The 22,839-nt window shown below is 60.4% G+C and carries 14 protein-coding genes; 7 read left to right on the forward strand and 7 right to left on the reverse strand.

The annotated features are described in order from the left end of the window. The first annotated feature begins 200 nt into the window (after positions 1-200). From Pan216_RS15485 to tnpC (Pan216_RS15500), 4 genes are all read left to right on the forward strand, one after another. Positions 201-1,445 (forward strand): ISL3 family transposase, encoded by a 1,245-nt coding sequence (locus Pan216_RS15485; protein WP_145254871.1) that lies wholly within the window; start codon positions 201-203, stop codon positions 1,443-1,445. Between the two features lie 393 nt (positions 1,446-1,838). After that, a complete protein-coding gene (gene tnpA / locus Pan216_RS15490) occupies positions 1,839-2,192 on the forward strand; it encodes an IS66 family insertion sequence element accessory protein TnpA (protein WP_145259104.1) in 354 nt (117 codons plus the stop codon). Positions 2,193-2,194: 2 nt separating this feature from the next. Beyond that, a complete protein-coding gene (tnpB, locus tag Pan216_RS15495; RefSeq protein WP_145259106.1) occupies positions 2,195-2,590 on the forward strand; it encodes an IS66 family insertion sequence element accessory protein TnpB in 396 nt (131 codons plus the stop codon). Between the two features lie 358 nt (positions 2,591-2,948). Then, positions 2,949-4,673: an IS66 family transposase gene (gene tnpC / locus Pan216_RS15500; RefSeq protein WP_145259108.1), complete on the forward strand. Its 1,725-nt coding sequence runs from the start codon at positions 2,949-2,951 to the stop codon at positions 4,671-4,673. Positions 4,674-4,735: 62 nt separating this feature from the next. On the opposite strand, the gene Pan216_RS15505 is transcribed toward tnpC (Pan216_RS15500), so the two are convergent. The 3 genes from Pan216_RS15505 to Pan216_RS15515 form a co-directional block, all read right to left on the reverse strand. Continuing rightward, positions 4,736-5,182 carry an RHS repeat-associated core domain-containing protein gene (locus tag Pan216_RS15505; RefSeq protein ID WP_145259110.1) on the reverse strand — a complete coding sequence of 149 codons (447 nt, stop codon included), beginning with the start codon at positions 5,180-5,182 and terminating at the stop codon, positions 4,736-4,738. Continuing rightward, entirely contained in the window at positions 5,127-5,459 is a 333-nt protein-coding gene (locus Pan216_RS15510; RefSeq protein ID WP_145259112.1) for a hypothetical protein, read from the reverse strand. Before Pan216_RS15510 ends, Pan216_RS15505 begins: the two co-directional genes overlap by 56 nt. Before the next feature lie 819 nt (positions 5,460-6,278). Beyond that, on the reverse strand, positions 6,279-14,150 hold the full coding sequence (locus tag Pan216_RS15515; RefSeq protein ID WP_419193683.1) for an RHS repeat-associated core domain-containing protein: 7,872 nt from the start codon (positions 14,148-14,150) through the stop codon (positions 6,279-6,281). Positions 14,151-14,248: 98 nt separating this feature from the next. On the opposite strand from Pan216_RS15515, the gene Pan216_RS15520 reads away from it, so the two are divergent. Then, positions 14,249-14,743 (forward strand): DUF6444 domain-containing protein, encoded by a 495-nt coding sequence (locus Pan216_RS15520; protein WP_145259116.1) that lies wholly within the window; start codon positions 14,249-14,251, stop codon positions 14,741-14,743. Here Pan216_RS15520 and istB read toward each other — a convergent pair. The 3 genes from istB to Pan216_RS15535 form a co-directional block, all read right to left on the reverse strand. Continuing rightward, complete coding sequence (gene istB, locus Pan216_RS15525; protein WP_145259118.1) at positions 14,698-15,468, reverse strand: IS21-like element helper ATPase IstB; 771 nt, start codon at positions 15,466-15,468, stop codon at positions 14,698-14,700. The genes Pan216_RS15520 and istB overlap by 46 nt on opposite strands. Then, complete coding sequence (istA, locus tag Pan216_RS15530) at positions 15,465-16,955, reverse strand: IS21 family transposase (RefSeq protein ID WP_145259120.1); 1,491 nt, start codon at positions 16,953-16,955, stop codon at positions 15,465-15,467. The genes istB and istA overlap by 4 nt, the downstream gene beginning before the upstream one ends. A gap of 604 nt (positions 16,956-17,559) precedes the next feature. Next, positions 17,560-17,775, reverse strand: a complete 216-nt coding sequence (locus Pan216_RS15535; protein WP_145259122.1) for a hypothetical protein — start codon at positions 17,773-17,775, stop codon at positions 17,560-17,562. 84 nt (positions 17,776-17,859) lie between these two features. On the opposite strand from Pan216_RS15535, the gene tnpC (Pan216_RS15540) reads away from it, so the two are divergent. Next, the gene (gene tnpC, locus Pan216_RS15540; protein ID WP_419192575.1) at positions 17,860-19,293 is read left to right on the forward strand and encodes an IS66 family transposase; all 1,434 of its coding nucleotides are present in this window, start codon (positions 17,860-17,862) and stop codon (positions 19,291-19,293) included. Between the two features lie 298 nt (positions 19,294-19,591). Here the strand turns inward: tnpC (Pan216_RS15540) and Pan216_RS15545 are convergent, their stop codons facing one another. Continuing rightward, positions 19,592-20,218 (reverse strand): ATP-dependent endonuclease, encoded by a 627-nt coding sequence (locus Pan216_RS15545; protein WP_419192576.1) that lies wholly within the window; start codon positions 20,216-20,218, stop codon positions 19,592-19,594. Positions 20,219-20,589: 371 nt separating this feature from the next. On the opposite strand from Pan216_RS15545, the gene cas3 reads away from it, so the two are divergent. Then, complete coding sequence (gene cas3 / locus Pan216_RS15550) at positions 20,590-22,818, forward strand: CRISPR-associated helicase Cas3' (protein ID WP_419192577.1); 2,229 nt, start codon at positions 20,590-20,592, stop codon at positions 22,816-22,818. Positions 22,819-22,839 lie beyond the last annotated feature (21 nt).

Below are 22,839 nucleotides of genomic sequence, written 5' to 3' on the forward strand. Positions count from 1 at the left end.
TCGCCCTGCATCCTCGCCATCGTGGCTCGGCTTCGGTCGCCCGGCAAAGACTCCTCCTTGGCCGTTGGCGGGGAGGATGTTCCACTGGTCAAGCGGAAAGGAGAGAAGTCGGCAGGAGGCCAAAAAAGAGCATCCCGCTCTCGAGGGGCGCATGATGGAGTTTGCAAGGACTTCTTCAAACGCCAGCCGCGAGAGACGGGATGCGACTTCAGGTTATCCTCAACGCCTTGGAGCGTCACGGGAGTTTCGTCTACGAATCGGCGGCTTGGGCCGATTCGTCGAAAGAGGGACTGCTGGTTCGGGTTCGCCCACGGCGTCGCAGCCGGCCGATCTGTTCGGGTTGCGGGAATCGTGGCGGCACGTACGACCACTTGCCGGAACGCCGTTTTCAGCACGTGCCGTTGTGGGGCCTGGCGGTCTGGTTCGTCTACGCGGCGCGGCGGGTCGCATGCCCTGCTTGCGGGGTGAAGGTGGAACGCATTCCCTGGGCGTCGGGCAAGGAGCGAACGACGTCGAGCTTCCAATGGTTCCTGGCCCGTTGGGCCAAACGCTTGAGCTGGCGTGAGACCGCCGAGATCTTCGGCACGAGTTGGCACACCGTCTTTCGTGCGGTGAAAATGGCGGTTTGCTGGGGAATCCGCCATCGCGAGCTGGAAGGGATCGAGGCGATCGGCATCGACGAGGTCGCCTACCGCAAGGGGCATCAGTACTTCACCCTGGTCTATCAGATCGACCGCGGATCGCGTCGTCTGCTTTGGGTCGGGCAAGACCGGACCAAGGAGACGCTCGGTCGTTTCTTTCGCTTCTTCGGCAGGCGGCGAACCGAGCGGCTGAAGTACATCTGCAGCGACATGTGGAAAGCCTACCTGTCGGTCATCGCTCGCGAGGCCAATGGGGCCCTGCACATTCTCGACCGCTTCCACATCATGCAGTTGTTCAACAAGGCGATCGACAAGGTGCGGGCCCAGGAGGCACGCGAACTCAAACGCAAGGGCTTCGAGGTGCTCAAGCGGACGCGTTGGCTGCTGCTCAAGCGTCGCGGCAACCTCAAACGCAAGGAGGTCCTTCGTCTCAACGAGTTGTTGACGCACAACCTCAGGACGGTCAAGTGCTACCTGATGAAGGAAGACTTCCAGCGGCTTTGGGACTACAAGGCTCCCTGGCGGATCGGATCCTTCTTCCAGGAGTGGCTCGATCGGGCCTTGAGCACACGGATCGAACCGATGCGCAACCTGGCACGAACCCTCGAGCGTCACGCCGAGCAGATCTTCAATTGGTTCGAGGCAAAAGGAGAGATTTCCGCGGGCGCCGTCGAGGGAATGAATCTGAAGGTCAAATTGACGACCCGCCGCTCCTACGGCTTTCGCGACCCCAGCACCCTCAAATACGCTCTCTATCACAATCTCGGCAACCTCCCCGAGCCACCATCGACCCACAAATTCTGAAGACGAGGCGAATTCCTTTAGATCGTCGTAGATCTCCGCGAGCTTTGCTGACATGTTGGTTCCAGCAGGAAACCGCAGTTCGACCGAGTGTCTGCTGTGATTTAATGTGCCGGCTTGCCTACCCCAATTTAGTGAAAGATCATTCGGGTCAACGACTCCAGATCGCCAAGTGAAGTAGTAAATGGCGTCCAGGATAACCCCTCCGGCGGCAACTGCTGCCCCAGCTCTCGCGCTGCGAAAGCCTGCACCAACCGCGAAACCACCGATAAAGCCCACAAGAGATGCTACGCCGAAGAACTGACCTGTTGGATCAACGTGAGCGTTGCAACGGTGGCGTCTTGTGGGTTGCGGTAGGCTTGGGTTGGTTGGCCCTGGTTTGTCGCGAGGCGGAAGATGCGAGTTCGTTGTGCGGAGAAGGAAGCGTATTGGCGGAAGGTCGTTCGTCGGCAAGAGGAGAGCGGGCGGGGCGTTCGGGTGTTCTGCCGGGAAGAGGGGATTTCGGAGGCGTCATTCTACGGTTGGCGGCGTGAGCTACAGCGACGCGATCGAAAAGAGGAACGGTCGACTGCGGTCGGTGGCGGTGGGGCGTGTCCGTCGCCGTTCGTGGCGTTGCGGGTGGTCCCCGAATCGACTAGCGTGATCGAGATCGTTCATCCCCGAGGCTACATCGTGCGGGCGCCGGCCCAAGTCGACAGCGACGCCTTGCGTCAAGTGCTTGCCGCCCTCGATAGCGTCGAGGAGGAGTGAGCATGTGGTCGGTCCCTCATCAGGTGCGGATCTTTCTGGCCCGGGAACCGGTCGATATGCGTAAGAGCTTTCACGGGCTCATCGCCTTGGCGGAATCGGTGCTCGAGCAAGATCCGCTTTCGGGCCATTTGTTCGTCTTCATCAATCGCCGCCGGGATCGCCTCAAGGTGCTCTATTGGGGCGGCGTCGGCTATTGCATTTGGTATCAGCAGCTGGAGGAAGGAAGCTATCAGCTTCCCGACGCCCAGGCGGCCGACGACGAGGCCGGCCTCGAGATCACTGCCGGACAATTGTCACTCATTCTCGAGGGCATCGACCTTTCCTCGGTCCGGCATCGCAAGCGCTTTCAAGTCTCCGATCAGCACCGTGACACGCCGTCATCGTCCCGTCGTTCGTGACTTCCCCTCGCTCTTTCCCGAATGATGCGTGCCGCTCCGCGGAGCCAGGACGCGCCGCTGCTCCTTCGAGACGCCAGTTCCCCGTCACGGCGGCGAGAGCCTGGAAGCCATGGGACGGCACGCGACCAAAACCGAGTTTTGTCTTCGGTTGTCCTCGGGCCCTGGGTTCTTCGCTTGCCAATCTCGTTGGACGATCGACCCTGGCGTTCTCTTCGCGAGCGACAACGATGTCATGGTGATGGCAGCGACGAGGCGGACTCGCAGGTTTTCTCGTCATTCCGTCGAAATCGCTGAAACTGCTCTGGCGCCTCCGATGTCGACGTGCTAGGGTGTCCCCGCGACAACTGAGATCGGTTTGATGGACGCCTTCGACGTGAACCTCCCCCACGATATCGACGCCTGCCACGAGTTGATCATCGAACTCGATCGGGAGCGCCGACGGCAAGCCGCCGTCATCGCCCAGCAACAAGAGACCATCGCTCAGCAGCAGGAGACCATCGCCCAACAACAAGCAATCATCGCTCAGCAGCAGGAGACGATCGATCGCTTGCAGAGCGACGTCGACTTGCTCAAGCGGACCTTGTACGGCCGGCGGCGGGAACGCTTCGTCGACGATTCCCAGCAGGGGCTCTTGTTCGACTCGACAATCGTCGGGGCGGACGACGATTCAGGCTCCGGCGACGACGAGAGCGATGACGACGAACCGTCACCAGAACGCCGCACGAGCAAGGGACGCGGCCGGCGTCTCTTCCCCGAGTTGCTGCCGCGCAAGACGGTCCGTCACGAACTCGACGAGCAAGAGATTCCCGAGGAGCTGAGGAACGACCCGACCGCCCGGCGGTTCTTCAAGAAGACCAGCGAGCAACTGGAGTTCACGCCCGCTTCGATCCATGTGATCGAACATTACCAAGAGGTGATCGTTCGCGACGAAGCATCGGGCGAGACGACGATCGCCACGGCGAAGAAACCGCCGCAGTTGATCGACGCTTACACCGGCCCCGGCTTCTGGGCTCATCTGACCGCCAGTCGCTTCGCCGACCATCTGCCCTACTACCGACAAGAGGACATCCTCGCTCGCCACGGCTGCCGCATCGGCCGCGGCACGCAGCAGCGTTGGCTCTTCGCCTTGGCCTTGGCGGTCGCGCCGTTGGTCGAACTCATGCGTCGGCTGGCGTTGCAATCCGAGGTGCTGGGCTGCGATGAAACGCCGGTCAAGATGTTGGCGGGCGAGCCGCCTGGCTGCACCAAGACCTATCTCTGGAGCACCGTCGGCGACAATGCCCATCCCTACGACTGCTTCCACTTCACGCCCGACCGCAGCCGCGATGGTCCCGACGAGTTCCTCGCCGGCTTCCAGGGTTACTTGCAGTCGGACGCCTACACCTGCTACGAGCGAATCGCCGCGGCGGACGACCAGATCGTCCCCGTCGGTTGCTGGGCTCATGCACGCCGCAAGTTCGAGGAAATCCACTTCAGCGCGCCGAGCGTGCGGACGCACACCGCCCTCGGCTACTTCCAGCGGCTCTACGACATCGAAGATCGCGCCCGTGACAGTAGTGTGTCACAACGCGGCGCCCTGCGGCAACGCGACGCCAAGCCGATCGTGACCGAGTTCCACCAGTGGCTGCTCGAGCAGCACGAGCGGGAGCTTCCGAAATCGAAGCTGCGCGCCGCCATCGCTTACATGACCAACCGGTGGCAGTCCTTCACACGCTATCTCGACCATGGGGCGATTCCCATCGACAACAACCGCACCGAAGCGGCGCTGAAGTACGCCGTCCTCGGCCGCAAGGCGTGGCTCTTCTTCGGCAACAGCCAAGGAGGCGAGACCGCCGCCACCTTCTTCACCCTGACCAAGAGTTGCAACCGCCATCACGTCGACCCCTTCGCGTACCTCCGCGATGTCTACACCTGCCTGCCGACCACTCCGGCTTCGGATCTCCCTTCGTTGCTACCCGACCGTTGGATCGACGAGCACCCCCAGCATCGTCTCCAAGAGCGCGCCGACGAAGCTCGCCAACGAGCCGACCGCAAACGCGCCCGCCGAGCCCAACGCCGCGCCCCTGCCGCCACTCCCCGTTGATCGGTGACCGGTCCCCCATCGTCATCGGCTCCTGCTTCCCCCACACGCCACCGTTGCAACGCTCACGGATCAACGCCAGTGATGGGATCGGCGTGTGTGTACAGATACTTGTGGAGGCTTTGGGGATCTTGCAGGTTGCCAAAGAACGGATCGAGGCGGTTGAACCGCCCGGTATTGGGATCATACCAGCGGGCGCGGAGGTATTGTTGGCCAATCTGGCCATCGAAGAACTCGCCGTTGTAGAGGACGCTGGTGGCGGCCTGGGAGGCGGCTAGGTTCAGGAGGTTGCCGTAGGCATCGTAGACGAAGACTTGCTCGATGCCCGCGACCGACGCGATCGCCCCGGCGAGATCGGTCAGGACGCGGACGCTGCCTTTGCCGTCATGCCCGAAGACGAGGGTTTCCTCGTCGACTAGAAGACCGTTCTGTAAGGTGAAGGTCGTCTGCGTGATCTCATCGTGGCCGCGGGTGTACTTGACGACTTTGAGCGTTTCGCCAAGTGTGGGCAAGCGAAGTCAACTCGCCGAGGTGGTCGAAACCGACGTTGTTCAGGATATGGGCGAAGGTGACGGTCTTCTCGATGGGGTACGTGGGCGGACTGCATTTGAAGGGAGCCTGCAGATAGCGAACCCCGAGGCCGCCGAAGACCTTCTCCATCGCCTGCAGGTTCCGCGAGGCGAAGAAGACCTCCCATCCCCGCTCGCGCAGCACTTCCACCGTCCGCCGATGCGGCAACAAGTGCCCCAATCCCCGTCCGAGTTCCCAGGTGAAGAGAATGCGTGACATTGTGAGCCTACCTATCGGATTGGGCGAGGACTTCCGCGCTGCCGTCACTCTCCTCGACCAACGGTTCCGCCGCTACCAGCTCCAGAAATCCCGAAACAAAAATCGTACCCCGCCATTCCCATCCAAGTAGGACGGCAGTCCACCGGGCCAAGTCTCCCAAAGGACCGACCATGCGCTCGCGCCCAGCCAGCCAATCTCATCGCGCTCATCCTCCTCCAGAATTCCCAACAATTCGGCAACACCACCTCCACAGACCCAAAATCCCTACCGCCCTAATTCGGCAACGAATGCGACCAGAATTTGAACCGGGACAGTAAAGGGAGTTGAGCCGAATACGCGGAGACCTGTCGTCGTAAAAACGGCAAGACCTCGCCAGTTTGACACCATTTGATGCGATTGCCCTGGGTCAACACCCACCATGCTTGGCTGTTGGGCCGTTAGCTTGTGAGTCCGCCCTTTCTGGGTAGTTCATGTTCGAAGTCACATGCTGCAACAGCTTTAAATTCCATCCTCCAGAATTCTGTCAACAAGTTGGCAATCGACGAGACGAATATGAAACGACTCACTCGAACATCTGCCTCAATCTCGAGATAGAATTGATAGTGGAGAAATCCATCGGAACTATTGAAACGATCGTGATCGTCGAAATCTTCGTTGAGTACGACGTCGATCTCTCCCCAAGATGTGTAGACTGTCCGCCGGATACAGTGTCCGTTTGTCACACGAGCGATTGTCCGCGCCAACTCATCTTTGCTGAGGACGGTATCAACAAATATCTTGCAGTAGCATGTGTCATTCTCACTCACCTGCTATTTCTCCTTACCTGACTCGAATAGTTGGCCCTCCATCGAATGGCCCTCGGCGCAAAACTACTGAGATGTCGACATCGATGTCCAGCAATTGCTCTAGTTCCTTTCTCAGCTGACGGAGACGAGGACCGCCTGGAATGAGACGAGCTTCTCCAGACTGGATCTTCCCTGTGCGAATTGCATGGCTCATGGTCCGCTCAGCCGCGGAACCAGGAGTTGGTGTGCCGAAGCTAGCCTCGAGAAGCTCATCGAATTTATCCTTTGACACCCTGATTCCAAAGTCAATATCAGACTTTGGAGTAGCCTTTCGGGTAACGCGACTGCCTTGGACGACAATATCGCCGCTTGCTTCACCGACCCTTGATCGTATGAGTGAGGACGCTTCGTCAAACTTCGCCCTACTCAATCCCTGCGGTATGCCAAAGTAGCTACCTACCCAAAAACCGATCGATGAAAGAATGCCAGCGAACAAAGCTCCTTTTGCTGCTCCGAACGCAATATCTTCGATATCGCCCAAAACTAGCCATTCCTCGAAAGCTCCTTCAATTCCACCGAGGAAGGCATTTGACGCGAGCGTCCACCAATAGCTAGTTCCTATCAAACCAGCTCCAAAACCTGCCGCCGCCGAGAGGCCTCCGAGTGCAAACCCTATCTGCGCTTCATTCCAAATCGTGGAGGAGTCGGCACCAGAATACCAAGCAAATCCTGCTCGTAGCGACGCGCCGATCGCGCCACCGATCGCGACCGTGGCTACGAAGCCACCTAGCCCAAACCGTCCCGTCGGATCGAAGACATTCACTGGATCCGCGTGGGTGTAGAGGTACTTGTGAAGGCTCTGGGGATCTTGCAGGTTGCCAAAGAACGGGTCGAGGCGGTTGAATCGCCCGGTATTGGGATCATACCAGCGGGCGCGGAGGTATTGTTGGCCAATCTGGCCGTCGAAGTACTCGCCATTGTAGAGGAGACTGGTGGCGGCCTGGGAGGCGGCGAGGTTCAAGAGGTTTCCGTATGCATCATAGACGAATACCTGCTCGATGCCCGCGACCGACGCGATTGCCCCGGCGAGATCGGTGAGGACGCGGACGCTCCCCTTGCCGTCGTGGCCGAAGACGAGGGTTTCACCCGCATCGGGGACGCCGCCTGTGTAGGTGAAGGTCGTCTGCGTGATCTCGTCGTGACCGCGCGTGTACTCGACGACTTTGAGCGTTTCGCCCGAATCGACGTCGGAGGTCGTCTCGCGAAGGGTCTGGGCGTAGCCTGACATGTCGCGGTGATCGGTGAGATACTCGGTCCGCACCGTGGTCTCGATGCTGCCGTCGGCCCCATCGTCGGTCCGCGTCACGGCCGCGACGCGGATTCCCATCGCATCGTACTCGTAGTCGACGGTCTCGATCGTCGAGGCCGACCCATCGGTGTACGAGGTCGTCTCGACCTTGCTCATTCGGCCCATGAGGTCGTAGGTGAAGGTCACCGACGAAGTGGTGACGCCCGCTTCCGCGACGGTCTTGCCGGTCTGCTGGGTGCCGGTGTAGCCGTAGGTCGTCTCGCGATCGACGGCGGGATCGGGGAGGCCGTCGCCATCGAGATCGGCGATCTCCGTCAGCAGCCGATCGTTCTCATCGTAGGTCGACCAGATCAGCTCCTCAATGGTCCCGTCGTTGCCGAGATCGACCGCCTTGCGAAGACGGTTGCCGACAAGGTCGAAGACGTAATCGACGGTCCGGTCGAGCGAATCGTCGGAGCTATCGATGCGCTCTTGGGTGAGGCGGTTGAGCTCGTCGAAGGTCCAGACATACTGGACGGTCGTCTGGGTCCCATCCTCGTGATAGAAGGTCTCCGAAGATCCTTCGCGCCGGCCATCGTTCCGCAAGACGTAGGTGAACTCGGCGAGCTTCTCGTTGTCGGAGAGGTCGTCCGGCGTTGCGTCGGGGGCGTAGTGCGTGAGGGCCTCGAGTCGATTGAGTTGGTCGTACTCGTAGTCCTCGATCACGCCGTTGGGACCTGTCATCTCATCGAGATTGCCGAGGAGGTCGTAGTCGTACTCGGTCACCTCGGGCGTCGCCAGGACCGTGTCGTTGCGTTCGATGGTTTCGACGGTCTTAAGGCGGCCCAGCTCATCGTAGCTGTAGCGGACCTCGTAGGTCGTATTCGTGGTGTCCGCGGGATCGACAGTGTAGGTGCTCGTCTTGCGACCGAGATCATCGTAGCCGTAGCCGATGATCCCTTCGGGGCTGGCATGCTGGACGAGGCGCCCTTGGGCATCGTAGTCCCAGGTTTCGCTTCGCAGGATGGAATCATCGGCCGCCCTGCGCGTCACGTCGATCTCACGGCCGAAGGCATCGTATTGGTGGGTCACTGTCTCCGTCGGCGTTCCCGTCCCATCGGCGTACTGGGCGAGGTCGTCGTAGTAGCTCTCTTGCTCGAGCATGCCTTGGGCATCGTAGCCGTACGTCTTGACGACGCCCTCGAAGGAAACGTGCAGGGTCATGCGGCCGCGGTCGTCGTACTCGAAGGATTCGGTCAGGCCGTCGGGGAGCGTGCGGGTGAGCTGATTGCCCCGCTCATCGTAGGTGAAGGTCGTTTCGCGGTCCTCGGCATCGCGGATGCTGGTTTGGTTGCCGCGCTCATCGTAGCCGTAGTCGTACCGCGGATTGACGAGGACATCGTCGGCCGTCGTGTTGACGTCGGCGCCGGGGTCATAGATCGCCGGCAAAACGACCGAGCCGAGGCGACCGAGAGCATCGTAGACGAAGCTGCGCGTCTGGTCTTCCTGATTGGTTTCGGTGAGCTTTCGGCCGAGGTCATCGAAGGTCGACTTGGTGGAGGTGCCGTCGGTGAAGATCGTCTCGATCACGTTGCCGCGTTCATCGTAGACGAAGGTGGTCGTGCGAGCATCGGCGCGGTCTTCGACGTACTCCCCGGTGTCTGCATCGTAGACGAGACGGATGCCGGTGATCTCCTGCTCGACCTGGCCGATGGTGTTGTAGACCGTTTCGGTGCGGTGACGGACGAGTTCGCCGTCGACGATCGTGGCCGGATGGTTCGTTGCGACCCGGCGACCAATGTCGTCGTACTCGTAGTCGGTGATCTGGCCATCGCCGGATTGGGACTTGGCGACCTGCCCGATGTCATTGTAGGTCGTTCGGGTCTTCCAAAGTTCGGTGCCGGCGTCGGTGAGCGTCGTCTCGCCGTCCGCGAGATCGACAACGACGCCCTCGCGGCGGATCGTGCGGTAAGGCCGACCGAAGTCGTCGAAGAGAGTTTCGGTGCCGTAGATCGGCTGCCCGTCGTCCTCTTTGTACTGGTCGGTGCGGAAAGAGGCGCGACCGTAGCTGTCGTAGACGGTCCGGCTGACGAGCCAGACGACGGTGCCCGTCTCATCGAGGGACTGGGTTCGGGTCTCGACGGTCTCGCCGAACTGGTTGTAGGTGTAGTGGGTTTCGAGGTCGTACTGGTCGACGGAGACCGTGGTACGGCCGCTGTCATCGTAGTCGGTGCGGGTACGCCAGACTTCGGTCCCATTGCTGACAACTTCCGTCGAGAGATCGGGTTCGGTACCGACGAGGACAATGTCGACGTCCTTACGCCTGATCGATTCCCGTCGCCGGCCGGCGGCATCGTAGGTGGTCTCGGTCGCCCAGATGGTTTCTCCCGCCCCTTCGACGAAGGGATCGGTGGTCATGATGACGCGACCCGCCTCATCGTAGACGGTTTGGGTGACGAGCCAGACCGTGTTGCCGTTCTCGTCGAGGGACTCACGGCGGACTTCGATCGCTTGGCCACGCAGGTCGTAGATCGTTTTGGTTTCGAGTCCGTTCTCGTCGGTCGTGGTGTCGACCTGGCCGGTGAAGGTGTAGGTGACCGACTGCGACGAGAGGATGAAGTCTCCGGGGACCTCAGTGTTGGCGATGCCCTGCTCGATGTAGCTGCCCAATGGCAAGATCGCGCGGAAGGTGCTCTCGACGCGGTCATTGGCATCATAGCGAGTGACGTCGAGGACCTGGACTCGGTCGGCACCCTCACCGATGAAGTGCCAGCGGGCGACTTGGTTGCCGTTTGCATCGTAGTCGAAGTAGTTCGTCGGGCCGTTGGCGGGAACCGCTTCCGTTAGCTCGTCAAAGTCGTTGTAGGTGTTCCTGACAAGCAGCACTCCGTCTTCACTCGTCACCGTCTCGAGGTTGCCGTCGTCATCGTAGCCGTAGGTGGTGTTTGCGCCGAGCGGATTGTCGACCTCGGTGGGAAGGCCCTTGCCGTCGTAGGTGACTTTGGTGACGTTGCCGAAGGGATCGATCGTGGTCGTCGGTTGGCTGAACTGATTGTAGTTCGTTCGCGTGACGTTGCCGCGGGCATCCTCCGTCGTTCTGCGGTTCCCGTTGGCGTCGTAGCTGTATTCGGTCGTGATGTCGTCGTTCTCGCCGTTCGCCGCGGAGTCAACCAGACCGACGACAAGGGTTTCGGTGAGGAGGTTGTCGTCCTCGTCGTAGGTGCGGAGCGTGATGACGCCGGTGGGGTCGACTTCGCGAATGGGGTTGCCACGCTCGTCGTAGGTGATGGTCGTGGTGTTGCCCAAGGCATCGACGATGAACTCCTGGCGATTGTCGCTGTCGTAGTAGGTCTCGACGTTGTTGCCTTCGGCATCGGTGATGTCGGGACCGTCGCCGGTATCGGTGGAGTAGTCGACGGCAATCGATTCGACGCCACGAGGGTCGATGATCTTCGTCAGGTAGTGTGGGCGTTCCTCGTCGTAGACAAACGTCGTCTTATTACCGACGCGGTCGGTGACGGTGAGCAGATCACCAGTGTCAGGGTCATAGGTGTAGCGAATCTTGTTGCCACGCGGATCGGTGATCTCGGTGATGCGACCCTGGGCGTCACGCACATAGGACACCCTTCGGCCCGAGTCAGTGGCGATATAGTCGTGACCAAAGGTGAGCGTGTCGCCCTGGAGGTTGGTCATGCTTGTCAGTTCGCCGGTCTTGGCATCGATGAGGTACTCGAGGCCAGTTTTCGTCCGCAGGATGAAGGTGCCACCTTCCTGGGTGGGGCTGGAGATGCCGGGGTCTTGCGGGTTGTAGGAGACGCCGGTACCCAGTGAGACATATTCATCGGTGCCCGTGATTCGGCGGAGGGGAACCTTCGGCACGATGAGCTGACTGGTCACGCCAGCGTCGGGCCGGAAGTAGGGGTCGTAGGTCGGTGAGACGCCGGAGATCTCGCCACGGGTCTGCGGCCGGAAGGTGAAGCTCTCGGTCGAGCCGTCAGGGAGCGTGATAGTGACGCGACTACCTTCGTGGAACGCGGGGAAGTTGCTGTTCAGTCCAAGACCATTGCTGACAAGGCCGATCTCGACGTCCGTGTTGGCGATGTCGACGGTCCAGCCGTAGCCGAAGTCGCCTAGTTCGTCGGCATCGAGGGTGTCGTAGGAGCGAGTGATAACGATCGGCATGTCGCCATTGGGGATCTCGAGATCGACGAAGGTGAGACCGAAATTGCCGAACTTGAGGTCGGTATCGATGCTGACTAGGCGTTCAGTCGAGGAGACGTTGCCTTCGGCGTCCTCGGCCGTCAAGCGGATGACGTGCGGTCCGTTGGGGAGCGTGGTCGGGTCGATTCGGCCAAGGACCCCGAAGGAGATCGGGTCGGTGCCGGAGGCGAGTTCGACGAAGTTGTCCGAACCCAGGCGAGCAATCTCGAAGGTGTAGGAGACAAGGTCGGTGTCAATGACGCGGCCGAGGATATCGGTCGCTTCGCCAATGACCTCAACGTCTTCAGGGAGAGCGATCGCGACTTCGGGAGCCCCGTCAACGGCGGTGTCGATCACGCTGAGGGTGACGTTTGCCATGCCGGTGTTGCCGGCCGGGTCGGTGGCGGTGGCTGTCACGACAACATCGCCAGGCTGATCGAAGGTGATTCGACCGATGGCGTAGCCGTCGAGTGCGATTGGCACACCGTTAACCGTCAACGTCACCGTTCCATAGCCGACGGTGTCGTTGGCAAAGACGCGGATAGCGAGTTCGGAACCAACGACGGCCGGATCGCCGCTGAATTCGAGGGTCACTTCGGGCGGAACGACGTCTGCGGTGACGGTGATGGTGAAATCATGCTTGTAGGAGGTCCGGGATCCATCGGTGATGAGGATGCTGACATCATGCGTGCCGATGTCGCCCACTCCGGTCTGCCAGCGGACTCGCCCCTTGCTGTCGACGGTGAGCCCATCGGGACCGGAGAGTAACTCATAGGTGAGCTTCGTGTTGTCGGGGTCATAGGCCTCGATGTCGTAGGTGTAGCGGGCTCCTGCGCCGATCTCGGCTTCCGCCTCGGCCATCGATTCGGGCGTGACAATGGGGGGATCGCTGCCGCGTTCGACCAACACCGTGAAAGATTGCGTCGCAGTTAGGCCGGTGCCGTCCTCGTCGATCGCGCTGATCGCGAAACCAAAGAGTTGCCCCTGCTCGGGAACAGTGCTGGGCGCGAACCACTCCAAATGACCAGTCTCGGGGTCAAAGGTCGCGCCCGATGGTGATACTTCGAGAGAAAGGACAATGTTCTCGCGATCGTCCTCGATGTCGAACACGCTGACGTCGTAGACGTAGTGTTCTCCAGTGACGGCATAGAGGTTTGGCAACGAGGTGAATTCGGGACCGAGTACATTGTCGGAGACCTCGATCTCGTAGTCGTAGACGTAGCCCGTCCCGAAGGCATCGACGATCGAGATACTGACGTCGAAGATTCCCGCTTGCGTGGGCGTCCAAGTCACGAGGCCGGCGACATCAATGCTCATCCCACGATCGATGGAAGCCTGATCGAGGGTAAGAGTGAGGGAGTCCCCATCGGGGTCGGAGGCCTTGATCTGGTATTCGTAGAGTTCGTTGAGGATCGCGTAGGTTTGCGCATCCTCGTCCACGAGCGGCGGCCGATTCGTACCGACCACCGAGACGGTGAACTCTTGCCTTGTCTCGGCCCCGTACGCATCGGTGGCAACGAGGATGACTTGGTGATCGCCGATTTGATTGCTGCTCCACGGCGACCACTGGATGATGCCTTCCGCTTCGTTGGCGAAGTACATCCCGAGAGGGGCCTGGTCGAAACGGAAGGAAAGAGAGTCTCCATCGGGATCGACGACCTGTGGTTCGTAGCGGTAGGTGCCGTTGAGCCGCGCTTCCGTGTTGGCGTCGGACAGGAATACAGGCGATTTGTTCTCGAGTTGATGGACGACCGAAACAGTAAACTGCCCGTCCTTCACACCGCCACGTCCATCGTCAGCGCGCACAGTGTAAGAGTGCGGGGACGCCGGGATCATCGTGACATCGGGCGTCCAACTCAGAAGGCCGGAACTGCTGAGTGCCATGCCATCGGGGCCGCTTATGAGCGTGTAGGTAAGGGTATCGCCATCGATGTCATATCGTGGGAACTGATGGGCGAATTCCCGCTCAACTTGAGCCTTGTCACGTGGCGATGCGAGTTCGGGTAAGCGATTATTGGCAGGATCAATGACCTGTAGTCGGACATCCTGTCTCGCTGTATCGCCAACAGAGTCGGTCGCAACGAGGGTAAAGGTAAAGACGCCTGCTTCGGTCGGTGTCCACGTGAGTAGACCCGATCCGTCGATGGACACACCGTTGAGAGCATCCAGGAGACTGAGGGTGATCGTGTCGCCTACGTTCGGGTCCTCCGTAGTGATCTGATACGGGAAGATGTTGCCGAGGTCGACTGACGGATCTGGTGTCGAGGTGATCTTTGGCGGGGCATTGTCCAGAACGGCAAGGATGATTTCCTGTGTACCGATAGCCCCGCGACCGTCGTCCGCCTGAACAACAATCGTGAAGAGTCCGCCTTGTTCGGGAGTCCAGGTGAAGAGTCCAGTGTCGGCATCGATGACCATTCCAGGTTGCACGGACTCTGGCGAAAGCGAGAAGGGTAACCGTTCACACCCTGTGAGTTGGTCTTTTCACGAAAGGGAAGTCGTGAGAGAATTCGTTCATGACAGGGAAGTCGAAGATACCTCCTGAACTCGCGGCCCAGATGACGCCGGAGGTGCGTGCCTTCGTCGAGTCGTTGTTGCTGCGAATCGCGGAATTGGAAGAGGCACTTGGCCCTCCCAAGAACCCGCGGAACTCGTCGCTGCCTCCCGGCTGTCAGCACCCTCATGCCAAGACACCACGCAAGGCGCCGCGATCGAAGCGCAAACGCGGTGGCCAACCAGGTCATAAGAAACACGAACGTTCTTTGGTTCCCACCGAGGAATGCCAGGAAGTCGTGACTCTGCTGCCGAAGACCTGCCGGCGTTGCGACACACCGCTGACGGGAGAGGACTCCGATCCGTTGTTGACGGCGGTTGAAAATGGTGGCGCTGGGCGGTCGAAAATGGTGGCGCCTGGTTGGGAAAAGGTCTCCGTATGCCGAGATCGTGTCGCGGGTGATTCCTTGGTTCAGCCGGTTCGCTGTCGGCGGCGTTTGGCGTCCTTTAGCCGATAGCTTTCGCCGGTGGTTTCGAGGATGTGGCAGCGATGGGTCAGCCGATCGAGAGCGGCTCCGGTGAGCCGTTCGCTGCCGAGGACCTCGGTCCAGTGCTCGAAGGGCAGATTGGTGGTCACAAGAAGACTGTACCTCTCGTAGGCGGTGGCGATGACGTCGAAGAGGAGTTCCGCCCCGGCCTTGCTCGCTGGCACGTAGCCCAACTCGTCCAGGATCAGTAGGTCCAGCTTGGCAAGTTGTTGCCGTAACCGCAAGAGTTGACGTTCGTCGCGGGCTTCGAGCAAGAGGGTGAGCAGCTCGGTCACGCGGACGAACCGCACCTTGCGCCCCTGGGCGCAGGCGGCCATGCCCAGCGCGGTGGCCAGATGCGTTTTGCCCGTCCCCGAGGGTCCGACCAACAGGATGTTCTCTCGGCGCTCGAGATAGTCCCCCTTGAGCAGTTCCAGGACCAATGGCTTGTTGAGGCTCGCGCGGGCGGCGAAGTCGAACTCCTCGAGCGTCTTGGTGGTGGGGAAGCGAGCGGCCTTGAGGCGCCTCGCGGCGGCCCGACGTTCGCGTTCGATCAGCTCCAGTTCGCAAAGCTGCAAGAGGAACGCCAAGTGGTCGGCGTTGTCGGAGGCGCAGCGCCGGGCGATCCGCTCGCACTCGTCGTGAACGGTCGGCAGCTTGAGCGCCTTGAGATGATGCTTGAGCAGCACGGTGCTTTTGGTCGTCGTCTTGTTCACGAGGCCTGCCCTCCCAGTAAGACGCCGTAGGAAGCGACGTCGGTCGTCGGGACATGCACTCGCGCGAGGTGCGGTCGGCCATCCAACGAGAAGACGGTGACCGGCTCGTCGGCGCGATGTTCGAGGATCGTGCGGATGCTCTCGGCATCGGTGACGTCAATCGCGAGCGCCTGCTCGACCGCGGCCGTCAGTTCCTTGAGCGGGAACTTCTCCAGCAAGCGAAGCACACGGATGTAGGACCTGGTTCCATGTCGGTCGTCCTCGGCCTCCAAACGGCGTCGCAACAAGCCAAAGCAGTCGGGCAACGACCACTCCTCCAAGGGGCGGGCGACATCGAACCCGCCCGGCTTGCTTTCGAGCAAGGCGAGGTAGTGGACCGGGTCATAGCAAGTCTTTTCCCGCTCCCAGCAGCGCGCGTGCCGGGCCACCAAGCGGTCCTCGAAGATCAGTCGTACCTCCAGGACGGTGGCGACGATCGTCAAGCGGCGATGGGCGTAGGCCACCGGCACCGAGTAGTCGTTGCGATCGAAACGGACGAGTGACTCACTGTTGGCACTGGCCTGGACCAGTCGCCTCGCCTCGAAGCGTTGCTTCGGCAGAGGCAGGAAAGCGGCACGATCATCGAGGAGCAGGTCGCGCTTGCAGGAGGACTTGCCGCGCGTGCGGCGCTCCAGGTCTTTCTCGCAAGAGACCACGAGCCGTTCGTTGAGTACTGCCAGCGAGGTGACATCGGGAACCGGGACCAGGAAGTTCCGCCGCGCGAAGCCGAGCAATCGTTCGACGTGTCCTTTCTCGTTCGCGCGTCTGACCAGGCAAAAATGCTCTTGGAAGAGATAGTGACTACGAAACCGAAGAAACTCCTTGGTCAGCATCCGCTCACGGCCGGGAAAGACCTTCGTCACCGCGATCGCCGAGTTGTCGTAGCTGATCCGTTTGGGCACGCCGCCGAGGAAGGAGAACGCGCGGACATGGCCTTCGTGGAAGGTCTCGGTGCATTCGCGTGGGAACGCCTGGATGAAGATCGCCCCCGAGTAAGGCAGCGTCATGACAAAGAGCGCGACCTTCGTCGGCTCGCCCGCCACACGGACCGTCGCTTCGCCGAAGTCGACTTGGGCCTCGCCCGGCGGATGCGAAAGCGGCACGAAGACTTCCCGCCGCGATTGCCTCCAGGCACGCACGGCGTCCTTGACGATCGTCTCCCCACCGTCGTAGCCGTGCTCGTCGCGTAGCCGCTCGACGATTCGCTTGGCGGTGTGACGTTGCTTGGGCGGCTGCTTGCCGTCTTCCTCCAAGATCCGATGAATGATCGGCAAGAAGGGTTCGAGCTTGGGCCTCCTGCGAGGCCGGGACAACCGATAGCCCGGCGGCTCGGCGTGAGTCAGGATCTTCGTCAACGTGTGCCAGCCGAGGTCATACTCGCGGCACGCTCCTCGCTTGCTCAACTCGCCGGTCAGGACCCGCCGGCGCACTTCCGTCCACCACTCCATGTCGGTTCGAACTCCTCCGCCTCCTTGCGAACTTCGGAACGATCGGGACCAAAGCCCCCATCTTCCCAAATCGCAACAAGACGTGAATGAGCGCCGCTATTTTCAACCGCCGCGACACACCCCCAGCGCCGCCATTTTCAACCGCCGTCAACACATTTGCCACGACGGATCAGCTGGCAACGCGGGAGACATGCGCGCTCCCTCAAGTTGAGCCTTGGTTGATCCCCGCGAAGGGTGTCAGGAGTTGGTACGGAGTCGCTTAGCCTCGAAACGGTGGGGCAACGAGTGAATGTCGGGATTGCTAAAAGAAAAGGGTCGCCCGGCCGTCCCAGGAGGACGACCGGGCGCCTGGGGACTCGTAACCGAGTCACGCCGGTTTTACTCAATCCTTGACATCCTCGCGATCAACGAAAGGCGAATCGTTTACCGCTGCTGCCTGTTGAGTCGGCGGCGGCGTTGTTGCCGTCGACTCCATGATCCGGACCGGTGCCGTCGTCGTCCCATGCGCTGGCACCCGCGACACTGCCACTTCAGGAAGTGGTCACGGTTCAACGCATGGAGGGCCTGCTTCGAGGTTAGCAGCCAGCGATCAACAACTCCTTTTCTAGCCAGCGATCCGAGCATCGAGTGGCCTCCTTTCATTGTTCGCGTGACGCAGGGCGTTCAACTCGTCCCAGTCGATGACTTGAGGGCCAGGTTCCTCGGCTTCGGGGGTGAGACCATCGCCCGAGTCGATCAGGAAGAAACCCAATCGCTTGATGGTCGACACGCTCTCGCCTGTCGCTCGAGCGACGGCGCGATCAAGTGCGGATTGCTCCACGGACGTTCCTCCTAGTGGGGTAAAAAACGGTGCGCGTTCACGGGTTGACCTTGACGAAAACGGTGGATTGTTCAGTCTTCGTTCATGGAAGGTCATCGGGAGCAAGCATGGAGGATTGCGACGGCGCCACTCGAAGAGCGAGTGGTCGCCATCGAGGAGATCCTGATTCGCCTGAGTAAGCTTGAAGAAGAGGTAGAGGATCTTCGGGCGAAGGCGGGTCAGGATTCGACGAACTCTTCTCGTCCTCCTTCGAGCGATGGTCCTCGTGGCCAGTCCAAGGGGAAGGCGAAGCGCAAGCCACCCTCCGCGCCAACGGGTCGTAAGCGAGGCGGTCAGCAAGGTCATCCAAAGCACTCTCGGCCGTTGACGCCTCCGGAAAAGGTGGCCGCGGTGGTCGATTGCAAACCGCGGTCGTGCGGTGATTGTGGGGCGCCACTGCATGGGGACGACGCGACGCCCGTCCGGCATCAGGTCGCGGAAATCCCTCCCATCGAGCCGGTGGTCACCGAGTATCGACTTCATGAGTGCGTCTGCGACCGGTGTGGGGCTCGGACGCGCGGCGGCTTGCCCAAGGGGGTACCCACGGGCAGCTTCGGTCCCCGGTTGACCGCGATCTTGGCCTTGCTCTCGGGCGGCTGCCGGTTGGGGAAGCGGACCGTCCAACAATTGGCCGGCCAACTCTTCGGCCTGACCATCTCGCTGGGCATGATCTGCAAGTTGGAACGCCGCGTGGCCGAGGCGTTGGAGCAGCCGATCGCCCATCTTGGCGAGTACGTGCGAACCCAGCCGGTCAACATCGACGAAACCTCCTGGCGTGAGCATAAGAGCAAGAGTTGGTTGTGGGTGGTGGTCGCTCCCTTGGCCACCTTCTTTCACATCGCTGACCGTCGAACCGGCCAAGTGGCCAAGTCGCTGCTCGGCGAAGCGTATGATCAAGTAGCCACTTCGGATCGTCACGGCGCCTACAACTGGATCAAGCATCGCCAACTTTGCTGGTCGCATCTGCGGCGCGACTTTCAAGCCATGGTCGATCGCGGCGGAGCCGGTCAGCCCATTGGCGAGCGTTTGCTATCGATGTCCGATGCCCTCTTTATCTGGTGGCATCGGGTTCGTGACGGCGATCTGGCCCGCAGCAGCTTTCGCACCTATGTCAGCATCCTCCGTGGCGAACTAACCGACGCTCTCGAAGCGGGAATGCAATGCGGCTGCGCGAAGACCGCGCGGATCTGTAAACGATTGCTCAAAGAAGAAGCGCATCTTTGGACGTTCGCACGCCTCGAAGGGATCGAACCGACCAACAACACCGGCGAGCGAGCGATCAATGTCGCGGTGCGTTACCGCAAAATGAGCGGGGGAACCGACAGCGAAGCGGGAAGTCGATTTGTCGAGCGCGTCCTCTCGGTCGTCGCCACTTGCCGACAACAAGGCCGCGACGTCCTGGAATATCTCACGGAATGCCTGGAGGCCAAACTGCATCAACTCGAACCGCCTTCGCTGGTACCATCACGCGAGCACTAACATCCTACCCAACCAAACCAACACGCCCGCCGATCAAACCCCGTGAACGCGCACGAAAAACGAGAAGAGCCCCGACCGCGTAGACGGGTGTCTCCGCGACTGAGGCCGAACAGGTCTGACTTCAACTTGTTGGCCGCTCAACTAGGCAGCCATCGGATGGTTCACGGCGAGGATTGCTGGAGGCGATGGATCCTGTCGTGGGCGCAACTGGGCCTGGAGCCCAATCATGAAGAGGCAAGTGGATTGAGGATCGCCTCATGGCCTGATGAAGGGAGACGCACTGGCGATCGCCCGGCTGCTAGCCAGCTTCAGTCAGATTGCTGATGACGCGCATCCAAGAGACGATCTCGCGGTCGGGATCGCGCTCCTGGAGAAGCTCGACAGTCATGTGTTCGACTACGGTGGTGTTGAGCCAGCGTTTGGCCCGATGAACAACGCGGTTACGAGCACGTCGGGTACGCTGCTCCCAAGGTTCCTCGGTCGGCGTTCGTTCGAGAAGTCGCCGGCCGACAATCTCCGCGACGGGATCAAAATCGTCGAACATCACCTCGACGTCCCCGGCGCCCTGAATCGCACTCGGGTGAAGGTAGTTCTCGAGGCTCCGCTTTCTCGTCAGCACGGCCCGACAGCGTTCTCGTCGCTTGATGAGCTCGGCAGCCTCACGCCGATAGTCGGTCTCCGGCGGCAGCTCATGATCGAAGAGATGAAACTCGGGCTTCCCAAGAGGTGCCAATCGATTCGTCCAGGCTTCCACGTTGCCGCCACCGAACGGGACGAAGATCGCTTCCCCTTTCTTCTCCATATCGTGAAGGTTGGGAAGTGATTCGTCGTGCCGATGAAGCATCAGGGAGATTCGCCGAAGGAACTCGGTATCGTTGGTGCCCTCGACGACAATGAAGATCCGAACGTGGTTGTTGTCGTTCAATAGAGTCGTGTCTGTCGTGATGTCCTCCTTTCCAATGTCGAACGCGGTGTTCGGGTGATTGTTGTTGCTAGCCCGTGACTGACCGAAGCAAACGTTTGCGTGAGGAACAAGTAGATTTGACCCGTATCGCTGGCGAACCAAGCGAAGATGTTTCGGATGCAGACGCGAGGTAACACGTTGGCCGTATCGGCAAGTTTGATGAGAGCATCGCCGATGCAAGTGGCTACGATCTTGTGGGCGGCGACGACGAGCGGCAAGCGATCATTCCAAACCGCAGCCTACTCAAATCGTGATCAAACGGCATTAGGGTTTTCCCTAATGCGACTCGTGTGATGTCCTGCCATGATGAGGCTCATCCGAGGAGGTTGGCTGTGCCTTACTACGCCCACACGGGACTAAAAAGTGATCAATCCGACTGGCAGGAGCTTCGTGACCATCTGTATGGGGTTGGAAACGGGGCGCAACGGCGGGCGGAGGCCACGGGACTGCGGTTTTCCGATTTCCCTCGCGTCGCTTGGTTCGCAGGGCTTTGGCACGACATCGGCAAGTATCGCCGAGAGTTTCAACAGTATCTAAAAGGGCTCCAGCACAAGTCCGATCTCACCCACCACAAACAAGCCGGTGCGGCACTTGCCCATCTTCATCAACGACCAGAAACGACGTTTGCCATTCAGGGCCACCATGGCGGCCTACCCGACTTTGCCGACGCCAAGACCGCGATCATGAGCGACTCGGGAACACCTCTTCTCGAACGAATCATGGAGACGATTCGCCGGGAGATTCCCGACGTCGTGAAGGAGACACCGCCACCTCCGACAGGTTCCAGGGACGAGCTCGACCTTGTCATTCGGATGCTCTTTAGCTGTTTGGTCGACGCTGACTGGGCGGACACGGCTGCGTATCAGGACTCGATAAACGGATGCTCACCGGAATCGGTCCCGCCAGCGCTCGAACCCGCAGTACTTCTCCCAAGAGTGTTGGGCTACATCGGGGAACGTGCACGGCGGGCAGCCGAACCGATGAAGTCGATTCGGGGCGAGATCCTGAAGTCCTGTCTCTTGCGTGCGGAAGAGACGCCGGGGTTCTTTTCCATGACCGTTCCCACGGGAGGTGGGAAGACGCTCTCGGGTCTGGCCTTCGCTCTTCGTCATGCGGCAATCCACGATCTGCGACGCATCATTTGTGTCGCCCCCTACATCACGATCATCGAGCAGAACGCGAAGGTCATTCGTGAGGCGTTGGGCGTGGACGACGAACAGCGGACGGTCTTCGAGCATCACAGCCTGGCGGAGCCCGGCACGTCGGATGCCCAAGATGACAGACGAGCTGAGGAGTTCGCTCGCCGTGCCGAAAATTGGGATGCCCCAGTCATCGTCACCACGAACGTTCAGTTCTTTGAGAGCCTTTTCTCCAACCGTCCTGGCGATTGCCGCAAGATCCACAACATTGCTCGAAGCGTCATTATCCTCGACGAGTGCCAAGCACTGCCGCCGGGACTTCTCGATCCGACGTGTGCCATGCTCAAGGCACTCGTCGATCAAGCCGGCTGTAGTATTGTGCTCAGCACGGCGACCCAACCGGCTCTCAAGCAGCGTGACGAGTTCCCGCACGGGCTTACCCGAGTTCGCGAGCTAGCACCACCCAGCATGGATCTCTTTGAACGCCTTCAGCGCGTGACGATCACATGGCCGGAACGCGAGACCCGCTGGTCGTGGAGCGAGGTCGCACGGCAAATGGTCAAGAAGTCATCCGCGCTGGTGGTTGTCAACACCGTCGAAGCGGCCCGGCAACTATTCCGGGAACTCCGCGAGCGGGTCGATGATTCGAAGTCGGTGTTCCATCTCTCTTCCGCGATGTGCCCATTCCACCGCCTGCGCCGCATCGAGGAGATCAAGAAGCGACGGGAGGTCGAACGCTCCTGCTTCGTTGTCTCGACGCAACTGATCGAATGTGGTGTCGACCTCGATTTTCCGTTCGTTCTTCGTGAGTTCGGCCCCCTCGATGGCATCATTCAAGCCGCGGGACGCTGCAACCGCGAGGGGAAGTTGGTTGCACCCGATGGTAGCCCTGGTGGTGAGGTGATTGTCTTCAACAGCGAAGAGGAAAAGAGCCCGCCGGGCTGGTATCGCAAGGGGATCCAGAACCTTCGCGGCCGTCTCGACGCCCATGGACCGGAACGACAGGATCGTTGGACGCGTCCCGAGGGGATCAATGAGTACTTCGCGTCGCTCTATCCGCTAGGCCGTTGTGATGAGCGGGAGATCATCAAGGAGAGGGAATCGCTCAACTTCCGAACGATCCGCGAGGGAAGAGGTGATCGACGTGGTTATCGCATCATCGACGAGGACACAGAGCCCGTGCTCATCGTCGACTGGCCACCGATTCAAGAGTTGGTCGCGTCACTCATGGAGGAGTGGGAGCGACGACCAACACGTCAGCTTCGCCGCAAGTTCTCCCGTTACCAGGTCAACGTCCGAACCCAAAATCTGGATCAATCGATGATCGACAAGCGACGGGATGGATTGGGGCTTTGGCTGGGTAGCTACGACAGCGAATTGGGCCTTTCGGCTGACTTGATGAGGGAAAGTTTGATAATTTAGGAGCCCCACTCACTAGATGCA

This window comes from Kolteria novifilia (genome assembly GCA_007748055.1).
In the GTDB taxonomy this organism is placed as follows: Bacteria; Planctomycetota; Planctomycetia; order Kolteriales; family Kolteriaceae; genus Kolteria; species Kolteria novifilia.